This is a genomic window from Achromobacter sp. RTa (assembly GCF_000757485.1).
Taxonomy (GTDB): domain Bacteria; phylum Pseudomonadota; class Gammaproteobacteria; order Burkholderiales; family Burkholderiaceae_B; genus Achromobacter.
In genome coordinates this window covers 444885-460777 of record NZ_JPYO01000045.1, presented here as the reverse complement: position 1 = coordinate 460777, position 15893 = coordinate 444885, and the positions used below count along the sequence as shown (strand labels likewise).

The 15893-nt window shown below is 68.7% G+C and carries 13 protein-coding genes; 7 read left to right on the top strand and 6 right to left on the bottom strand.

Annotated features, from left to right (window positions below; all coding sequences use genetic code 11):
* The 3 genes from JL37_RS26410 to JL37_RS26400 are packed head-to-tail and all read left to right on the top strand — an operon-like array spanning position 1 to position 4253.
* Positions 1-1992, top strand: coding sequence for a TonB-dependent receptor (locus JL37_RS26410; RefSeq protein WP_043547962.1), 1992 nt, complete (start codon positions 1-3; stop codon positions 1990-1992).
* A 30-nt stretch (positions 1993-2022) separates the two neighbouring features.
* Complete coding sequence (locus JL37_RS26405) at positions 2023-3045, top strand: trans-aconitate 2-methyltransferase (RefSeq protein ID WP_043547960.1); 1023 nt, start codon at positions 2023-2025, stop codon at positions 3043-3045.
* Positions 3042-4253 carry an MFS transporter gene (locus tag JL37_RS26400; RefSeq protein ID WP_043547959.1) on the top strand — a complete coding sequence of 404 codons (1212 nt, stop codon included), beginning with the start codon at positions 3042-3044 and terminating at the stop codon, positions 4251-4253. Before JL37_RS26405 ends, JL37_RS26400 begins: the two co-directional genes overlap by 4 nt.
* Here the strand turns inward: JL37_RS26400 and JL37_RS26395 are convergent.
* Together JL37_RS26395 and JL37_RS26390 are read right to left on the bottom strand one after the other, a co-directional pair.
* The gene (locus tag JL37_RS26395) at positions 4250-5440 is read right to left on the bottom strand and encodes a M20 aminoacylase family protein (protein ID WP_043547958.1); all 1191 of its coding nucleotides are present in this window, start codon (positions 5438-5440) and stop codon (positions 4250-4252) included. The two genes, JL37_RS26400 and JL37_RS26395, sit on opposite strands and share 4 nt — an antisense overlap.
* 58 nt (positions 5441-5498) lie before the next feature.
* Positions 5499-6485, bottom strand: coding sequence for a tripartite tricarboxylate transporter substrate binding protein (locus JL37_RS26390; protein ID WP_043547957.1), 987 nt, complete (start codon positions 6483-6485; stop codon positions 5499-5501).
* Positions 6486-6619: 134 nt separating this feature from the next.
* Here JL37_RS26390 and JL37_RS26385 point away from each other — a divergent pair, with 134 nt between their 5' ends.
* The gene (locus tag JL37_RS26385) at positions 6620-7336 is read left to right on the top strand and encodes a GntR family transcriptional regulator (protein WP_043547956.1); all 717 of its coding nucleotides are present in this window, start codon (positions 6620-6622) and stop codon (positions 7334-7336) included.
* A gap of 13 nt (positions 7337-7349) precedes the next feature.
* Here JL37_RS26385 and JL37_RS26380 read toward each other — a convergent pair whose 3' ends face one another.
* A complete protein-coding gene (locus JL37_RS26380) occupies positions 7350-8198 on the bottom strand; it encodes an IclR family transcriptional regulator (protein ID WP_043547955.1) in 849 nt (282 codons plus the stop codon).
* 200 nt (positions 8199-8398) lie between these two features.
* On the opposite strand from JL37_RS26380, the gene JL37_RS26375 reads away from it, so the two are divergent.
* Both JL37_RS26375 and JL37_RS26370 read left to right on the top strand, forming a co-directional pair.
* On the top strand, positions 8399-10036 hold the full coding sequence (locus JL37_RS26375; RefSeq protein ID WP_043547954.1) for a GMC family oxidoreductase: 1638 nt from the start codon (positions 8399-8401) through the stop codon (positions 10034-10036).
* Between the two features lie 56 nt (positions 10037-10092).
* Positions 10093-11427 carry an MFS transporter gene (locus tag JL37_RS26370; protein ID WP_043547952.1) on the top strand — a complete coding sequence of 445 codons (1335 nt, stop codon included), beginning with the start codon at positions 10093-10095 and terminating at the stop codon, positions 11425-11427.
* A 46-nt stretch (positions 11428-11473) separates the two neighbouring features.
* Here the strand turns inward: JL37_RS26370 and JL37_RS26365 are convergent, their stop codons facing one another.
* From JL37_RS26365 to JL37_RS26355, 3 genes are all read right to left on the bottom strand, one after another.
* Complete coding sequence (locus tag JL37_RS26365; RefSeq protein ID WP_043547951.1) at positions 11474-12484, bottom strand: aldo/keto reductase; 1011 nt, start codon at positions 12482-12484, stop codon at positions 11474-11476.
* 158 nt (positions 12485-12642) lie between these two features.
* Positions 12643-13692 (bottom strand): serine hydrolase, encoded by a 1050-nt coding sequence (locus tag JL37_RS26360; protein ID WP_043547950.1) that lies wholly within the window; start codon positions 13690-13692, stop codon positions 12643-12645.
* A gap of 60 nt (positions 13693-13752) precedes the next feature.
* Positions 13753-14928: an alanine--glyoxylate aminotransferase family protein gene (locus JL37_RS26355; RefSeq protein ID WP_043547949.1), complete on the bottom strand. Its 1176-nt coding sequence runs from the start codon at positions 14926-14928 to the stop codon at positions 13753-13755.
* 199 nt (positions 14929-15127) lie between these two features.
* Between JL37_RS26355 and JL37_RS26350 the strand changes: the two genes are divergently transcribed.
* Positions 15128-15862: a GntR family transcriptional regulator gene (locus tag JL37_RS26350; RefSeq protein WP_043547948.1), complete on the top strand. Its 735-nt coding sequence runs from the start codon at positions 15128-15130 to the stop codon at positions 15860-15862.
* The last annotated feature ends 31 nt before the right edge of the window (positions 15863-15893 follow it).

The window sequence follows — 15893 nt, the reverse complement described above, 5'->3', positions numbered from 1 at the left end:
ATGACGAAGCCCCTCCCCTACGCGCCAGCCGCCTGCGCCCTGCTCTGGCTGGCCGGCGCGCCCGCCGCCCAGGCGCAGGCTCCCGCCGAGCTGTCCGCCATCACCGTCACCGCCGACAAACAGGAGCGCGCGCTGGAATCGGTGCCGGCCAGCCTGGCGGTCTTCGACGGCGACATGCTGGAATCCCAGGGCATCCACGGCCTTCAAGCCTTGCAGACGATCACGCCGGGCCTGAGCTTCCAGCCTTTCGGGCAGGCCGGCGTCAACTCTCCCGTGATGCGCGGGCTGTCCGCCAATTTCTTTTCGTTTTCGACGTCGACCCTGCTGGTGGTGGACGGGGTGCCCACGCTGACGGCGCAAGGCTACGACGATCCCCTGCTGGCCATCGACCGCGTCGAAGTGCTGCGCGGGCCGCAATCCACGCTCTACGGCCGCAATGCCGAGGCCGGCGTCATCAGCATCCACAGCCGCCAGCCCGACAACACCGTGCGCGGCCAGTTCAGCGCCGAAGCCGGCAGCCGCGACCTGCGCGCCCTGCGCTTCGATTTCAGCGGCCCGCTGGTGGAAGACCGGCTCTACGCCAGCGTCGCCGGCACGTGGCGCAGCCAGGACGGATTCATCGACAACACCTACACCGGCAAGCGCGAAGACGACCGCGAATTGCGCAGCGGCAAGCTGGCCCTGCGCTGGACGCCGTCGGCGCAAACCGACGCCACGCTGCGCTATGCGCAGCAGGACTATCGCGACGGCGCGGCGCTGTGGGGGTCGCCCGCCGCGCCGCGCGCCACCGTTGCCTCGGGCACACCCAGCTGGAACCGCTCCATCGGCCGCAGCGCATCGCTTGCCGTGCGCCACGATTTCGACTCGGGCCTGCGCCTGTCGTCCGTGACCGCCTGGAACGACTTCCGCGACCGCGTGCAGCAGGACACCGATTTCCTGCCCGCCGATCTGCTGCACATCGCCCGCGACCATCGCTTCCGCAACCTGTCGCAGGAGTTCCGGCTGGAAGGCGATTGGCGCGGCGCGCGTTGGCTGGCGGGCGTGTATGCGGACGGAGACGACCACGATCTGCGCAATACGCAGAAGATGCCTCTCGGCCTGACGCAGAGCGTGGTGAATCTGCGTGGAAACTCGGCGGCGGCCTTCACCCACTGGACGCTGCCACTGGCCGAGCGCTGGACGCTGGAAGCGGGCGCGCGCCTCGAACGCGATGAAATCCGCTTCAGCCCGCAAGGCGATACGCGGCGGCGCTCCGACTGGACCCGCGTTACCCCGCGCATCGCGTTGCAATATGCGTACGCACCGCGCCAGCAGGTCTACGCCTCGGTGGCCGACGGTTTCCGCGCGGGCGGCTTCAACGTGTTTTCGCCGGCCGCCGACTACGCGCCCTACCAGCCCGAAACGCTGCGCTCCTATGAGATCGGCGCCAAGGGCTGGCTGGCGGGCAATCGCCTGCGCTACTCGGGCGCCGTCTATGTGATGACCGTGAAAAACATGCAGGTGCAGCAGATGCCGCTGCCTGGGCTCGTCTACGTGACCAACGCCGCATCGGCGCGCTCCATCGGCGCGGAATTCGAACTGGAATACCTGCTGGGCGACGGCTGGTCGCTGCAGGCGGGCCTTGGGCTGAACCGCACGCGTTTCTCCGGTTTCCGGGACGGCGCCGCCGATTACGCCGGCAACGACAACCCGTTCGCGCCGCGGATCAACGGCTTCCTGAGCGCCCGCTACGACGCGCCCGCCGGCTGGTACGCGCAAGCGTCCCTGACCGGCACCGGCCGCGTCTACCTGGACGCCGCCAACCGCTACAGCCGCAATGGCTATGGGCTGATCAACCTGGCCGCCGGCGTGACCGTGCGCCAGGTCGAGATCTCCGCCTACGTCAACAACCTCGCCAACCGCCGCTACGACGCCGTCGGCTACCAGAACGGCATCGTCACGGTCTACAGCCCGCCGCGCGAAGCCGGCCTGCGCCTCACCTGGCGCATCTAGGGCTACCCAAACAGCAAGGAGCTTCACGCCATGCCCATCCCTCATCCCCTGCAACGCTATTGGGACCTGGCCGCCGCGCCGGTCCAAGGCCAGGCGCTGGACGCCGCGCTGGAGCTCGGCGTGCTGGACCGGCTGGCGCAGCCCGCCAGCGCCGAAGAAGTCGCCGCCGCGCTGGCTCTGGATCCGGCGCGCACCGGCCACCTGCTGGACCTGCTCTGGAGCATGGACCTGGTGCAGCGCGTGGACGGAGATCCGATCCTCTACCTGTGCCGGCCCCACGCGCGCCAATACTTCTGCAGGGATCAGCCCGCCTGCTGCGCGGACGCATGGCGCTACCGGCTGGGCGCGCTGAATCGTTTCGGCGGCCAGTTGGCCGGCCTGCTGCGGCGCGACGCCCCGCAACCCGCGCCCTACGTGCAGACGAACGCCGCCGGCTGGGCCGACGCCGCGCGCGTGCAGATCGGACAGGAACAGCGCGCCGTGGCCGTGCCCGCGGCGCTGGAAGCGCTGGCCTGCGTGCCCGAGGCGCGCCAGGCGCGGCGGATCCTGGACCTGGGCGGCGGCCCTGGCCTGATCGCCATCGCGCTCGTGGAAAACCGTCCCGACGCCAGCGGCGTCGTGTTCGACTGGCCGGAAACCGCCGCGGTGGCCCAGGAGAACATCGCGCGCGCGGGGCTGGCGGGCAGGCTGGCGGTATTGGGCGGAGACTTGGCGCGCGATGACATCGGCCAGGGCTACGACCTGATCTGGTGTTCGTCGGTGCTGCACTTCCTGCCGGATCCCGCCGCCGCGCTGCGCAAGATGCGCGATGCCCTGGCGCCCGGCGGAACGCTGGTCATGGCGCACGCCGAAATCCCCGAGGACGCGAGCGCGGCGGCCCGCGTGCTGCCTTTCTATCTGCCCATGATGATGCTGGGCCGGAACGTGACGCGCGCGGGCGAACTGCGGCAGGCCCTGGCCGACTGCGGCTACGCCGAGGTGCGCGGCTTCGACTCCGTTTCGTTTCCGCTGGCGCCGCTGCGCGTGCTGTCCGCGCGCAAGGCGGCGCCATGACGCCGGCCCTGCGCAACGGGCTGCGGCAGGCGCTGTTCGGCTGGCTCAACCTGGCCCTGACCGCGCCCGGGGTGTACTTGTGGCTGGGCCTGCCGCTGGTGCTGCGCCAGCATGGCTGGTCCGGCACCGCCATCGGATTGTTCCAGTTGGCCAGCCTGCCCACGGTGTTCAAGTTCCTGCTCGCGATGCCGCTGGACGGCCGCGGCCGGCGCCGAGGCGCCTATCGCGGCTGGGCGGCCGGCCTGCTGCTGGCCTATGCGGCCGTGCTGTGCGCGCTGGGCTGGCGCGAACTGCTGGACGAACGCTGGACGCTGTTCGCGCTGGCCGCCGCGGCCGCGCTCGCCGGCACCTGGGCCGACGTGCCCGTCAATGCCCTGGCGATACGTGTGCTGCCCGCGTCCGGCCGGGCGTGGGCAGGCGGCATCCGCTCCATGGCGCTGTGCCTGGGCGCCATCGCGGGCGGCGGGCTGATGCTGCTGGCGCAGTCGCGCTGGGGTTGGCACGCGCCTTTTCTCATCATGGCGGGCGCGCTGGCCCTGGGCGCGGCGCTGATCCTGCTGATCCGCAACGAAGACGAGGCCGGCCAGCCGGACGTAGCGGCCCGGATGCCCGCCGCGTCCGCCCAGTTGCTGGAGTACTTCCGTCTGGATGCGAGCCGCCGCTGGCTGCCTTTGCTGGCGCTGCTGTTTCCCTTCATCGGTTCGGGCTGGTTCTACCTGAAGCCGCTGCTGCTGGACCAGGGCCTGCCCGCCGACCGCGTGGCGTGGCTGGTAGGCGTGGCGGGCGGCGCCGTCGGAGCCGCCGCCAGCGCGGTCGGCGCGCGCGGGCTGAAACGCGCAGGCCCGGGCCTTGCCGCGCCCGCCCATGCGGCGGCAAGCTTTGCCGCGCTGCTCGCGCTGGCCGCGGCCGTCGCGCTGCAGGCCCCGCCCGCGGTGCTGATCGTTTGCGCGCTGGGCATCGCCGCCGCCATGGGCGCGACCGCCGCGCTCGCCTTCGGCCTGATGATGGCGCACGCCCGCCCGGGCCTGCAGGCGCTGGACTACGGCATCCAGTCCAGCGTGTTCTCGCTGACCCGGATCCTGGCCCCCGCCGCCGCCGGCATGATGCTGGACTGGGCGGGGCCGGCCTGGATGCTGGCGGCGCTTGCCGCCGCTTCGGCGGGCGTGTTGTGGCTGGCCTTGCGGAACGCGCCGAAGCTGCAGGCCTAGCCGCGCGGCATCCAGTTTTCCACCAGCTTCACGAAAGCGCTGGACCCGATGGGCAACAGCTCGTCGTTGAAGTCGTAGCTGGTGTTGTGGACCAGGCAGGGCCCCTCGCCATGGCCGGACTCGCGGTGATCGCCGTCGCCGTTGCCGATGAAGCAATAGCTGCCGGGCACTTCTTCCAGCATGAAGGAAAAGTCCTCGGCCGCCATGATGGGCGCCTGCGCCAGCACGCGATCCTGCCCCACGACGGCGGCCAGCGCGGTGCGCATGAAGGTAGTCTCGGCCTCGTGATTGATGGTCGAGGGATAGTGGCGCGTGAAGACGAAATCGCATTCTGCGCCGAACATGCCGGCCACGTGCTGCGCGACCTCGCCCATGCGGCGCTCGATCAGGTCCAGGGTTTCGCGCGTATAGGCGCGCACGGTGCCGCGCAGTTCGCAGGTGTCGGGGATGACGTTGACTACCCCGCCCGCCTGCACCGTGGTCACCGAGATGACCGCCGTCTCCAGCGGCTTCTTGTTGCGGCTGATGATGGTCTGGAAGGCCTCGATCATCTGGGCCGCGGCGGGAATGGGATCGATGGCCAGGTGCGGCATGGCCGCGTGGCCGCCCTTGCCGCGTATGGTGACGTGGAATTCGCTGTTGGACGCCAGCACGGGCCCGGGCGACGAGGCGAAGCAGCCCACCGGAATGCCGGGCATGTTGTGCATGCCGAACACCGCTTCCATCGGGAACTTCTCGAAGAGGCCGTCGCGCATCATTTCGCGGGCGCCGCCGCCGCGTTCTTCGGCCGGCTGGAAAATCAGGTACACGGTGCCGTCGAAGTTGCGGTGGCGGGCCAGGTGCTGCGCCGCGCCCAGCAGCATGGCGGTGTGGCCGTCATGGCCGCAGGCGTGCATGACGCCCGGATGCTTGCTGGCGTGGCTGAAGCGGTTCACCTCGTGCATGGGTAGCGCGTCCATGTCGGCGCGCAGCCCCACCGTGCGGGGCGAGCTGCCGTTGCGGATCACGCCCACCAGCCCGGTCTTGCCGAATCCGCGATGCAAGGCGATGCCCCAGCTTTCCAGCAGCCCGGCCACCAGATCCGACGTGCGGTTCTCCTCGAAGGCCAGCTCCGGATGGGCGTGGATGTCGCGGCGGACGGCGCGGATGGAGGGCGAGTTTTCAACGATGTCTTCGATCAGATTCATAAGGCGGCGCCGGCCCCGCGAGCGGAGCCGAGAAGTTGGGTTGAAGGAGGAATGGTAGTCAATCGGGCTTGATGCCCAGCTTGCGCAAGACGGGGCCCGAGGCGTCGCGTTCCGCGGAAACCCGCTGGGCGAACGCGGACGCCGCCAGGTGATACGGCAACGAGCCGTGGCTGGCGTACATCTGCTTGAGCGCGCCGTCCTGCTGGGCGCGGCCGATCTCGGCATTGAGCCGCTGCACGATCGCATCGGGCGTGCCGGACCTGGCCGCGATGCCCAGCCATACGGCGCCTTCGAAGCCGCGGAAGTTGCGTTCGGCCAGCGTGGGCGCCTTGCCGAAAGCCGCGTCCGGCACCGCTTCGCTGATCGCCAGCGCACGCAGCCGGCCGTCCTTGACCATGGGCTCGACCAGGGCGGTGCCCGCGAAGTACATCTGCGTGTCTCCGGCCAGCACCGAATTCAGCGCGCCGGTGCCCGTCTTGAACGGCACGTGCATGATGTCGACGCCGGCCTGCTCTCGCAGCATTTCGAACAGCACGTGCGGCGGGCTGCCGTTGCCCGAGGACGCATAGTTCAGCTTGCCCGGCTGCTGGCGCGCTATCGCCAGCAACTGGTCCAGCGACTGCGCGGGCATCCTGTCGTTGACGGTCAGCGCCATCGGGATGATCGCCAAGGGGCTGACCGGCTGCAGGTCGCGCGCCGGATCGTAGGTCAGCGCCGGGAAAATATAGGGGTTCCAGACCAGGTGCGCATTGGTGACCAGCGCCAGCGTGTGCCCGTCCGCGGGCGCGGACTTGAGCTGCTGCATGGCCAGCATGCCGCCGGCGCCCGGCTTGTTCTCCACCACGACGGGCTGGCCGAGGGCCTTGTGCAGCCGCTCCGCCAGCGGCCGCGCGAACAGATCGGGCAGGCTGCCGGGCCCGCCGTTGACCAGGATGGTCACCGGCCGCGCGGGCCAGTCGTCGGCGCGGGCCGAGGGGCTTGCCGCCAGCACGGCAAGCGCCGCCAGGCAGCCGGCGGCGCGCCGGATGTCTTGTAGCCTTATCACTGCTTGTCTCCTGTGCGCCTGCCGCCGGCTTTGTGCCGGTCATTCCGGGCGGCGTCTTTTTTACGATAAGCAGCATAAATCTCGGCGTCAACAATTTTTATCGAGATTTTTGGAGGGCATGATAAAGTAGCGCCATGTCTGAAGGCACCCTGCTCCCCCCGCTTGCCCACGCCGCCTCGGCCAATACCCTGGTCGGCGCGGCCTACGTCAACCTGCGCCGCGACATCATCCAGGGCAAGCTGCCGCCCGGCTCGCGCCTGCGCGTGGAACATCTGAAAGACGATTACGGCGTGGGCGCCGGCACCCTGCGCGAAGCGTTGGCGCTGCTGGTGTCGGACGCCCTCGTCATCGCGCAGGGGCAGCGCGGCTTCCACGTCACCCCCATCTCGCTCGACGACTTCCGCGACATCACCGAAAACCGCGTGCTGCTCGAAACCGAGGCCCTGCGCCAGTCCATCGCCGTCGGCGACGACGACTGGGAAAGCGCCGTGCTTGCCGCATTCCACCGCCTGGGCAAGGCCGAGCAACGCCTGGCATCCGATCCCGACGCGCGTTTCGACGAGTGGGAACAGCGCAACCGCGACTTCCACCGCGAGCTCATCCGCGCCTGTCCTTCGCGCTGGATGCATCATTTCCTGGGCATCCTCTACCAACAGGCAGAACGCTACCGGCGCCTGACCGTCACGCGCAGGCCCATCGCGCGCGACCTGCACGACGAGCACCAAGGCATTCTGGACGCCACGCTCGCCCGCGACGCCGACCGCGCCTGCGCCCTGCTCGCCAGCCACATCCGCCTGACGTACGACGCCGTCGCCAAGCTGCCGCCCGAGCTTTTCACGCCCTCGGCCTGAACCCGGCCCGCAGTCATGCGCCCGCGCGGTGCTGCGCCAGCACCTCGCGCATGGATTGCGCCGCGCGCTCCAGGACGGGCACCGCGCGCAGCAGTTCGTCCAGCATCACCCGCGCCGTGGGCGCATGGCAGGCCACGGCCGCCACGACGCGGCCTTCCGCGTCGCGCACCGGCACGGCCACCGCGCTCATGCCGCGCACAAACTCTTCGTTGTCGATACCTATGCCTTTCGCGGCCAGGCGCTCCAGTTCGTCATCCAGCCTGGCCGGATCCGTCAAGGTGCGCGGCGTGTTGCGCGTGAGCGGCAATCGCGCCAGCACGCGGCCGCGTTCGAGGCGGTTCATGGATGCCAGGAACAACTTGCCGCTGGCGGTGCAATGCATGGGCACGTGGCTGCCCACCGCGAAGAACAGCCGCAACGGCTCGGTGGTTTCTACCCGCTCCATGTAGATCACGCGATCGCCGTCGGGCGCGGTGAGGTTGCAGGTTTCGCCCAGGGTGCCGACCAGTTGCGCAAGCACGGCCCGGCATGCGCGCGTGAAGGCCGATGCGCGCAGCGTGGCCAGGGCGAGCACCGAGGCTTGCGGGCCCGGCACGTAGCCGTTCTCGGTAGGCGTGGCGGCGACGAAGCCCGCCCGCTGCATGGCCGCCAGCAGGCGCATCAGAGTGGTTTTGGGCATGTCCAGCCGTTGCGCCAGCTGCGCCAGCGTGGGCGGGTGCTGCGCGCGCGCCAGGTGCTCCAGCACCAGCAGCGCGCGTAGCGAGCGGGATGCGTCGTGTGTCTCGCCGGCCGCGCTTTCGGCGGCGCCTGCCGCCGATGCTGCACTGCGATTTTGAAACCGAATCTGCATATTCTGTTCCACTTTTCCGCCCTGGCGCGCGTTGTGCTTTGCGCTGCGCGCCCGCTTCCTAGAATCGCCACAAATGCACGAAGGCCCGCGCGATGCCGGACCTTCGTCATCGATCCAGTATATAAGTGCGCCCCACAACGACAAGCAGGGTAAACGCGCCGTCGGACTCCGGCCAGGCGCGCGGCGCCCTGCTGCAGGGAGAGCTTGCGGACATGTCCGATACCGTGGATTACATCGTGGTAGGCGCCGGCTCGGCCGGATGCGTGATGGCCAACCGGCTGAGCGCCAACGGCAAGCATTCCGTGTGCCTGCTGGAAGCCGGGCCCAGGGACAGCTACCCATGGATACACATCCCCATCGGCTACGGCAAGACGATGTTCCACAAAGTGGTGAACTGGGGCTATTACACGGACCCCGACCCCAACATGCTGGACCGGCGCATCTATTGGCCGCGCGGCCGCACGCTGGGCGGTTCCAGCTCCATCAACGGCCTGATCTACATCCGCGGCCAGCGGCGCGACTACGACGCCTGGGCCGCCGCCGGCAACCCGGGCTGGAGCTGGGACGACTGCCTGCCCTACTTCCGCAAGCTGGAAAACAATGACCTGGGCCCCGGGCCCACGCGCGGCACCGAAGGCCCGCTCAATGCCACGTCCATCAAGACGCCGCATCCGCTGGTGCAGGGGCTGATCGCGGCCGCCGAAAGCCTGGGCATTCCCCGCGTGGACGATTTCAACACCGGCGACCAGGAAGGCGTGGGCTACTACCAGCTCACCACCCGCAACGGCCGCCGCTGCTCAACCGCCGTCGCCTATCTGCGGCCCGCGCAGGGGCGCCCGAATCTGCGCGTGGAGACCGACGCGCATGCCATGGCCATCCTGTTCGAGGGCACCCGGGCCTGCGGCGTGCGCTACCGTCAGCACGGGCAGGTACGCACGGTGCGCGCCCGCCGCGAGGTAGTGCTGTGCGCGGGCGCGCTGCAGTCTCCCCAGCTGCTGCAGCTGTCGGGCGTGGGCCCCGCCGCGCTGCTGCGCCGCTTCGGCATCGGCGTCGTGCGCGATCTGCCCGGCGTGGGCGAGAACCTGCAGGACCACCTGCAGATCCGCCTGATCTACGAAACCACCCGCCCCATCACCACCAACGACCAGTTGCGCACCCTGCACGGGCGCGCCCGCATGGGGCTGGAATGGCTGCTGTTCCGCAGCGGCCCGCTGGCCGTGGGCATCAACCAGGGCGGGCTGTTCTGCCGGGTCGACCCGGCCAGCCGCACGCCGGACACCCAATTCCATTTCGCCACGCTATCGGCCGACCTGGCCGGCGGCAAGGTGCATCCGTTCTCGGGTTGCACGTATTCGGTGTGCCAGCTGCGGCCGTCGTCGCGCGGCTACGTGCGCCTGCGCAGCGCGGACCCGTTCGAAGCGCCGTCCATGCAGCCGAACTACCTGTCCACGGAACTGGACCGCCGCATGGTGGTGGCCGCCGTGAAGTACGCGCGCAAGGTCGCGACCACCCCGCCGCTGGCCGGGATGATGAAGCGCGAGTTCCGCCCCGGGCCGGACGTGCGCGCGGACGACGAGATCCTGCACTTCTGCCGCGAACACGGGGCCACGATCTTCCACCCGTCGGGCACCGCCAGGATGGGGCCGGACAGCGACCCCATGGCGGTCGTGGACGAGCGCCTGCGCGTGCATGGCGTGGCGGGGCTGCGTGTGGTGGATTGTTCGATCATGCCGACGCTCGTGTCCGGCAACACCAACGTGCCGGTGGTGATGCTGGCCGAGCGCGCGGCCGACTTCATTTTGCAGGACCTCAGGCAGGACATCAGGCAGGCGCAACAGATCGCCGCCTGATCCCATGGCGCAGGACAACGCAGATTGGCCCGCCACCACACCAAAGGAGACTAGACATGGCCAAGCAGAACGAAGCCGCGGTGCGCAGGGTCGTCGCCGCGTCGCTGATCGGCGCCACCATCGAGTGGTACGACTTTTTCTTGTATGGCGTCGTCGCGGGCATTGTGTTCAACAAGCTGTATTTCCCCGCCGGGGATCCGGTGATCTCCACCATGCTGGCCTACACCACCTTCGCGGTGGGATTCGTCACCCGGCCGCTTGGCGGGCTGATCTTCGGCCACTTCGGCGACCGCATCGGCAGAAAGAGCATGCTGGTGATGACCTTGATGATCATGGGCGTGGCCACCTTCCTGATCGGCCTGGTGCCCACCTACGACAGCATCGGCATCTGGGCGCCGATCCTGCTGCTGCTCCTGCGCGTATTCCAGGGCATCGGACTGGGCGGCGAATGGGGCGGCGCGGTGCTGATGGCCTACGAGTACGCGCCGCCCGGCAAGAAGGGGTTCTACGCCTCGCTGCCGCAGATCGGGCTGGCGATCGGCCTGTGCCTGGCCTCCGGCACGGTGGCGCTACTGTCCACCCTGCTGACCGACGCGCAGTTCATGGCCTGGGGCTGGCGGATCGCCTTCCTCGTATCCGCGGTCATGGTGGCGGTCGGCATGTACATCCGGCTGAACATCAAGGAAACGCCCGAATTCGCGGCGGTCAAGAAGAACAACGCCGAAAGCCGCATCCCGTTTGCCGATATGTTCAAGCGCTATCCGGGCAATGTCTTCAAGGGCATGGGCGCGCGCTACATCGACGGGGTGTTCTTCAACGTGTTCGGCGTGTTCTCGATCTCGTACCTCACGCAGACCGTGCAGATCACGCGCACCGAGGCGCTCATCGGCGTCATGGCCGCGGCCCTGGTCATGTGCTTCTTCATTCCCTTCTTCGGCCGCCTGTCCGACCGCGTCGGGCGCACGCGGGTCTATTTCTGGGGCTCGCTCATTACCGCCGCGGCGTCCTTCCCCGGCTTCTGGCTGATGCTGAACAGCCAGGGCAGCGTCATGCTGATCTGGCTGGCCATCATCGTGCCCTTCGGCATCCTGTACGCGGCCGTGTACGGGCCGGAAGCCGCGCTGTTCTGCGAGCTGTTCGACGCCAAGGTGCGCTACACCGGCATTTCCTTCGTCTACCAATTCTCGGGGATCTTCGCCTCGGGCATCACGCCCATCATCGCGACCGCGCTGTTGAAGACGGGAGGCGGCCAGCCCTGGCTGATCTGCCTGTACGTGCTGTTCTCGGGCGTGGTGTCGGCGGCGTGCGCCTGGCTGATCGGACGCGGCGAGCAGCCCGCCGAATCGGAGGCCGCCGCGCCCCTTCCGCCGGCGGGCCTGCGCAAGGCATGACGCGGGCGGCCTGGACGCGCGCCGCCCGCAAGCGGGACGGCGCGCCTCAGGCTGCCGCGACGGGCCGGCCGTAGAAGGGATAGTTGGGATCGTTGTAGCCGTGCGAGGACGCATGGCCCGGAACCACCCAGCCGTTCACGACGGCTTCGTCCTCGGCCGTGATGGAAACGTCCAGGGCGGCATAGTAGTCGTCCATCTGCGCCAAGGTGCGCGGCCCGGCGATGACGGCGGTGATGACGGGATTGGCCAGCACCCAGGCGGTGGCGAAGTGCCCGGGCTGCACGCCGCGCGCCGCGCTGTGCGCCACCAGTTTCTGGGCGACCTGCAGCGATTCCTCGCGGAACTCGGTCGCCAGGATGCGGGCGTCGCCGCGCCCGGCGCGCGTGTCCGCCGCCGGCGCCTGGCCCGGCAGGTACTTGCCGGTCAAGACGCCGCGCGCGATCGGGCTGTAGGGCACTACGCCCAGGCCGTAGTGCTTGCAGGCCGGCAGGATTTCCACTTCCGGGCCGCGGTTGAGCATGTTGTAGTAAGGCTGGCACACCGCCGGCTGCGGTACGCCCATCTTCTCGCACAGGCGCATCACTTCGGCGATGCGCCAGCCGCGGAAGTTCGACAGGCCGAAGCTGCGCAGCTTGCCCGCGCGGATCAGGTCGCCCAGCGCCCACAGCGCCTCTTCCAGGTTCTCTTCGTGGTAGTCGCGGTGCAGGTAGAGGATGTCCATGAAGTCGGTGTCCAGCCGCGACAGGCTGGTCTCTACCCCGCGGATCAGCCATTGGCGCGAGTAGTGCGACAGGTTCGGGCCCTTGCCTACCGGGTTGCCGATCTTGCTGGCGAGCACCCAGTCGTGGCGCTGGCCCTTCAACAGCTTGCCCACCACTTCCTCGGAGCGGCCGCCGTTGTAGACGTCGGCGGTGTCGATGAAATTCAGGCCGTGGTCGCGCGCGGACGCGACGATGCGCGCGGCTTCGTCGTCGGGCGTCTGCTCCCCGAACATCATGGTGCCCAGGCATAGCGGGGATACACGGAGATTGCTGCGGCCGAGGCGGCGGTAGTTCATGGGTGGTCCTTTGTGGCGGGTTGCGTGATGTGATGCGTGGCGCGCGTTCAGCGGCGTCGTGCTTTCCTTGATCTTAACGCGCCACATCGATCCCGTAGATGGGTTACGCGCGCTGAAGAGCCATGTCCTTACTTAAGAATTCTCGCGCTCCACCCATCCTACGATGCGTCCACCGCCGCCAGGATTTTGCCGAACAGGGCGTCGGCGTGAGCGGAATCCAGCCAGCGCACGATCACGACCATTTTGCGTTCGGGCTCCACCCAGGTGAACGAGCTGCCCGCGCCCACGCCGAAGAAGCTGGAGGCCGGCACGCTGGGGAACACACGGCCTTCGTGGTTCAGCCAGATGAGATAGCCGTAGTACGGCGCGATATCGCAAGGCGTGCGCATGGCCTGGATCCATTCGGCGGACAGCACCTGGCGGCCGTTGGCCTGGCCGCCGTTCAACAGCATCTGGCCGATCAGCGCCTGGTCGCGGGCGCTGATGGACATGCCGCCGCCCCAGTGCGAACCGCCCGGCACGGACGGCATGCGCTGGCCGTCGATCTCGACCCAGGCATTGTCGTAGCCCACCCACTGCCAGTTCTCGCTGGCGCCGATCGGGCGCGTGACGGCCTCGCGGAAGACCTCGGGCAGCGGCTTGCGGAACAGGTGCAGCAGCGCGTACGACAGCTGGTTGATGCGCACGTCGTTGTATTCCCAGTACGTGCCCGGGCGCTGCAGGGGCCGCGCATCGCCCTTCTTGCCGTCCGGCGGCACGCCGAAGGTGACGGCGCGGTAGCGGTCGGCCTGGTCGGACACGCCGAAGCGCTCGCCCTCCCATTCGCTGGTCTGCTGCAGCAGGTGGCGCCAGGTGATGTCGGCGTTCTGCCCGCTATCGAAGCCGATGCCGGGCACGCGCTTGCCCACCGGCTCGTCCACGTCCGGCAGCAGCCCGCGGTCGTGCGCCACGCCGGCCAGGATAGCCAGGTACAGCTTGGCGACGCTGAAGGTCAGGTCGGCCCGGTCGGGCTCGCCCCAGGACGCGACGGTCTTGCCGTCGACCACCACCACGCCCGATACCGGGCCGCGGTCATGGATGGGACCCAGCAGACGGTTCCAGGGCGGAGGATCGTTCAGGTGCACGCCGAACACGCCCTTGACGCTGCGGTCCCAGGCGGATTCATGGTCGTTGGCGAACTGGATCGCCTGCTGCATAAGTGTGTTCATTCGTTTTCCTCATCGTCATCGCATAGTGTTTTCGATCGGGGTCGCCGCCGGTCCGCCAGCCTACCCCTTCAGGAATTCCATCGCCGCGCGCACGCCGCCCGGGCGATGGGGCACGCCCGCCGCGGCCAGCCCCATTTCCACGCCCGCCAGCGCGCCGCACAGCGTCAGGTCATTGAAATGGCCCAGGTGGCCGATGCGGAACACCCGGTCGGCCAGCCTGCCCAGGCCCTGCCCCAGCGACATGTCGAAGCGGTCCAGCACCACCTTGCGGAAGGCGTCGGCGCTGTGGCCGGCCGGCATCACCACGGCGGTCAGGGCCGGGCTGTGCGCGGCCGGATCCAGGCTCAGCAGTTCCAGCCCCCAGGCCTCCACCGCCAGCCGTGTGGCCTGGCCATATCGGCCATGGCGCGCGTATACCTGCGGCAGGCCTTCCTCCTGCAGCATGGCCAGGGCCTCGTGCAGGCCGTAAAGCAGATTGGTCGAAGGGGTGTAGGGAAAATAGCCGCGCTCGTTCGCCGCCAGCATTTCGCGCCAGTCCCAGTAGGAACGCGGCAGGCGCGCGCCGTCGGCCGCGGCCAGCGCCTTTGCGCTGACGGCGTTGAAGGCCAGGCCGGGCGGCAGCATCAGGCCCTTCTGCGAGCCGGCCACCGTCACGTCCACGCCCCATTCGTCGTGGCGGTAGTCGATGGACCCCAGGGACGAGATCGTGTCCACCATCAGCAGCGCGGGATGTCCCGCGCCGTCGATCGCCCTGCGCACGGCCGCGATATCGCTGGTCACCCCGGTGGAGGTTTCGTTGTGCACCACGCACACGGCCTTGATCGCGCGCCCGGCGTCTTGCGCCAGCCGCGCGCCGATCGCCGCCGCGTCCACCGGATGGCGCCAGTCGCCTTCCAGGAAGTCCACTTCAAGGCCCAGCCGACCGGCCAGCTTGCGCCAGAGGCTGGCGAAATGGCCGGTCTCCACCATGAGCACCCGATCGCCGGGCGACAGCGTATTGACCAGCGCGGCCTCCCAGGCGCCCGTGCCGGACGAGGGAAAGATCACCACGGGCGATTGCGTCTGGAACACCTGCTTGATGCCGCCCAGCACCGCCAGCCCCAGCGCGCCGAATACCGGTCCGCGGTGATCGATGGTGGGCTGGTCGATGGCGCGCAGGACGCGGTCGGGCACGTTGGTGGGCCCCGGAATCTGCAGGAAGTGCCGGCCGGAAGAATGGTTGTTCAGGGTAAGCATGCGTAGCCCCAAAGTGGAATTTTTTTGTATACCAATGGGAGGTGCCGGCAGACAAACAGCGTTTACCCGGCATTCGGACTTGCAGCATACGTCACTCTATCCCATTGTTTTTACGTAAATAACCTAGGGTATACACCCATCAGACCACGCGCCATCCAGGTTTATAGTTCCGCAAAACATGGGGAATATTTGTATACCAATGAGCAGCGTTCCTAGCCTGATGCCCGAGGCCGCGCCCACTGGCGGCGTGACCGAGGCCCGCGCCGGCGGCAGCCGCACGCTGCCGGCCACGGTGGCCGGGCAATTGCGCGAGCACATCATCCAGGGGGAATTTCCGCCCGGTTCGCGCCTGAACGAACGCGCGCTCTGCGACCTGCTGGGCGTCTCGCGCACGCCCTTGCGCGAAGCGTTCCGCCTGCTGGCCGCCGAGGGGCTGGTGCAGATCGAGCCGAACCGGGGCGCGCAGGTGGTGGCGCTGTCCGAGGCCAACATCCGCGAGGCCTTCGAGGTCATCGGCGGCCTGGAAGCCATATCCTGCCGGCTGGCCTGCGAACGGGCCACGGACCAGGAGATCGCCGAGATCCGGGCGCTCACCTACGAAATGATGGCCAGCCACGCGCGCCGCGACCTGCCCACCTACTTCCAGACCAACCGCGAGATCCATGAGCGCATCAGCCTGGCCTCGCACAACAGCCTGCTCAAGCAGCTGTACGACGCCCAGAACGCGCGGATCCAGAACCTGCGGTTCGTGTCGAACGAGAACCGCCAGAAATGGGACCTGGCGATGCGCGAGCACATCGAGATGGCCGAGGCCCTGGAGGCGCGCGACGCCGACAGGCTGGCCGGCATCATGCGCCAGCATTTGCAGCGCAAGTGCGACGCCGCGCTCAAGACCCTGAGCCACGCGCTCGCGCCGCCCTCCGATTCAGACTGACACCTCTTACCAGCCCGACGGATACGCAGTA

Excerpts from the sequence above, each read along its gene's own strand:
- JL37_RS26375 (WP_043547954.1), top strand. The coding sequence starts at position 8,399 with ATGTCCGATACCGTGGATTACATCGTGGTAGGCGCCGGCTCGGCCGGA.
- JL37_RS26355 (WP_043547949.1), bottom strand. The coding sequence starts at position 14,928 with ATGCTTACCCTGAACAACCATTCTTCCGGCCGGCACTTCCTGCAGATT.
- JL37_RS26350 (WP_043547948.1), top strand. The coding sequence starts at position 15,128 with ATGAGCAGCGTTCCTAGCCTGATGCCCGAGGCCGCGCCCACTGGCGGC.
- JL37_RS26360 (WP_043547950.1), bottom strand. The coding sequence starts at position 13,692 with ATGAACACACTTATGCAGCAGGCGATCCAGTTCGCCAACGACCATGAA.
- JL37_RS26395 (WP_043547958.1), bottom strand. The coding sequence starts at position 5,440 with ATGAATCTGATCGAAGACATCGTTGAAAACTCGCCCTCCATCCGCGCC.
- JL37_RS26370 (WP_043547952.1), top strand. The coding sequence starts at position 10,093 with ATGGCCAAGCAGAACGAAGCCGCGGTGCGCAGGGTCGTCGCCGCGTCG.
- JL37_RS26400 (WP_043547959.1), top strand. The coding sequence starts at position 3,042 with ATGACGCCGGCCCTGCGCAACGGGCTGCGGCAGGCGCTGTTCGGCTGG.
- JL37_RS26365 (WP_043547951.1), bottom strand. The coding sequence starts at position 12,484 with ATGAACTACCGCCGCCTCGGCCGCAGCAATCTCCGTGTATCCCCGCTA.
- JL37_RS26385 (WP_043547956.1), top strand. The coding sequence starts at position 6,620 with ATGTCTGAAGGCACCCTGCTCCCCCCGCTTGCCCACGCCGCCTCGGCC.
- JL37_RS26410 (WP_043547962.1), top strand. The coding sequence starts at position 1 with ATGACGAAGCCCCTCCCCTACGCGCCAGCCGCCTGCGCCCTGCTCTGG.
- JL37_RS26405 (WP_043547960.1), top strand. The coding sequence starts at position 2,023 with ATGCCCATCCCTCATCCCCTGCAACGCTATTGGGACCTGGCCGCCGCG.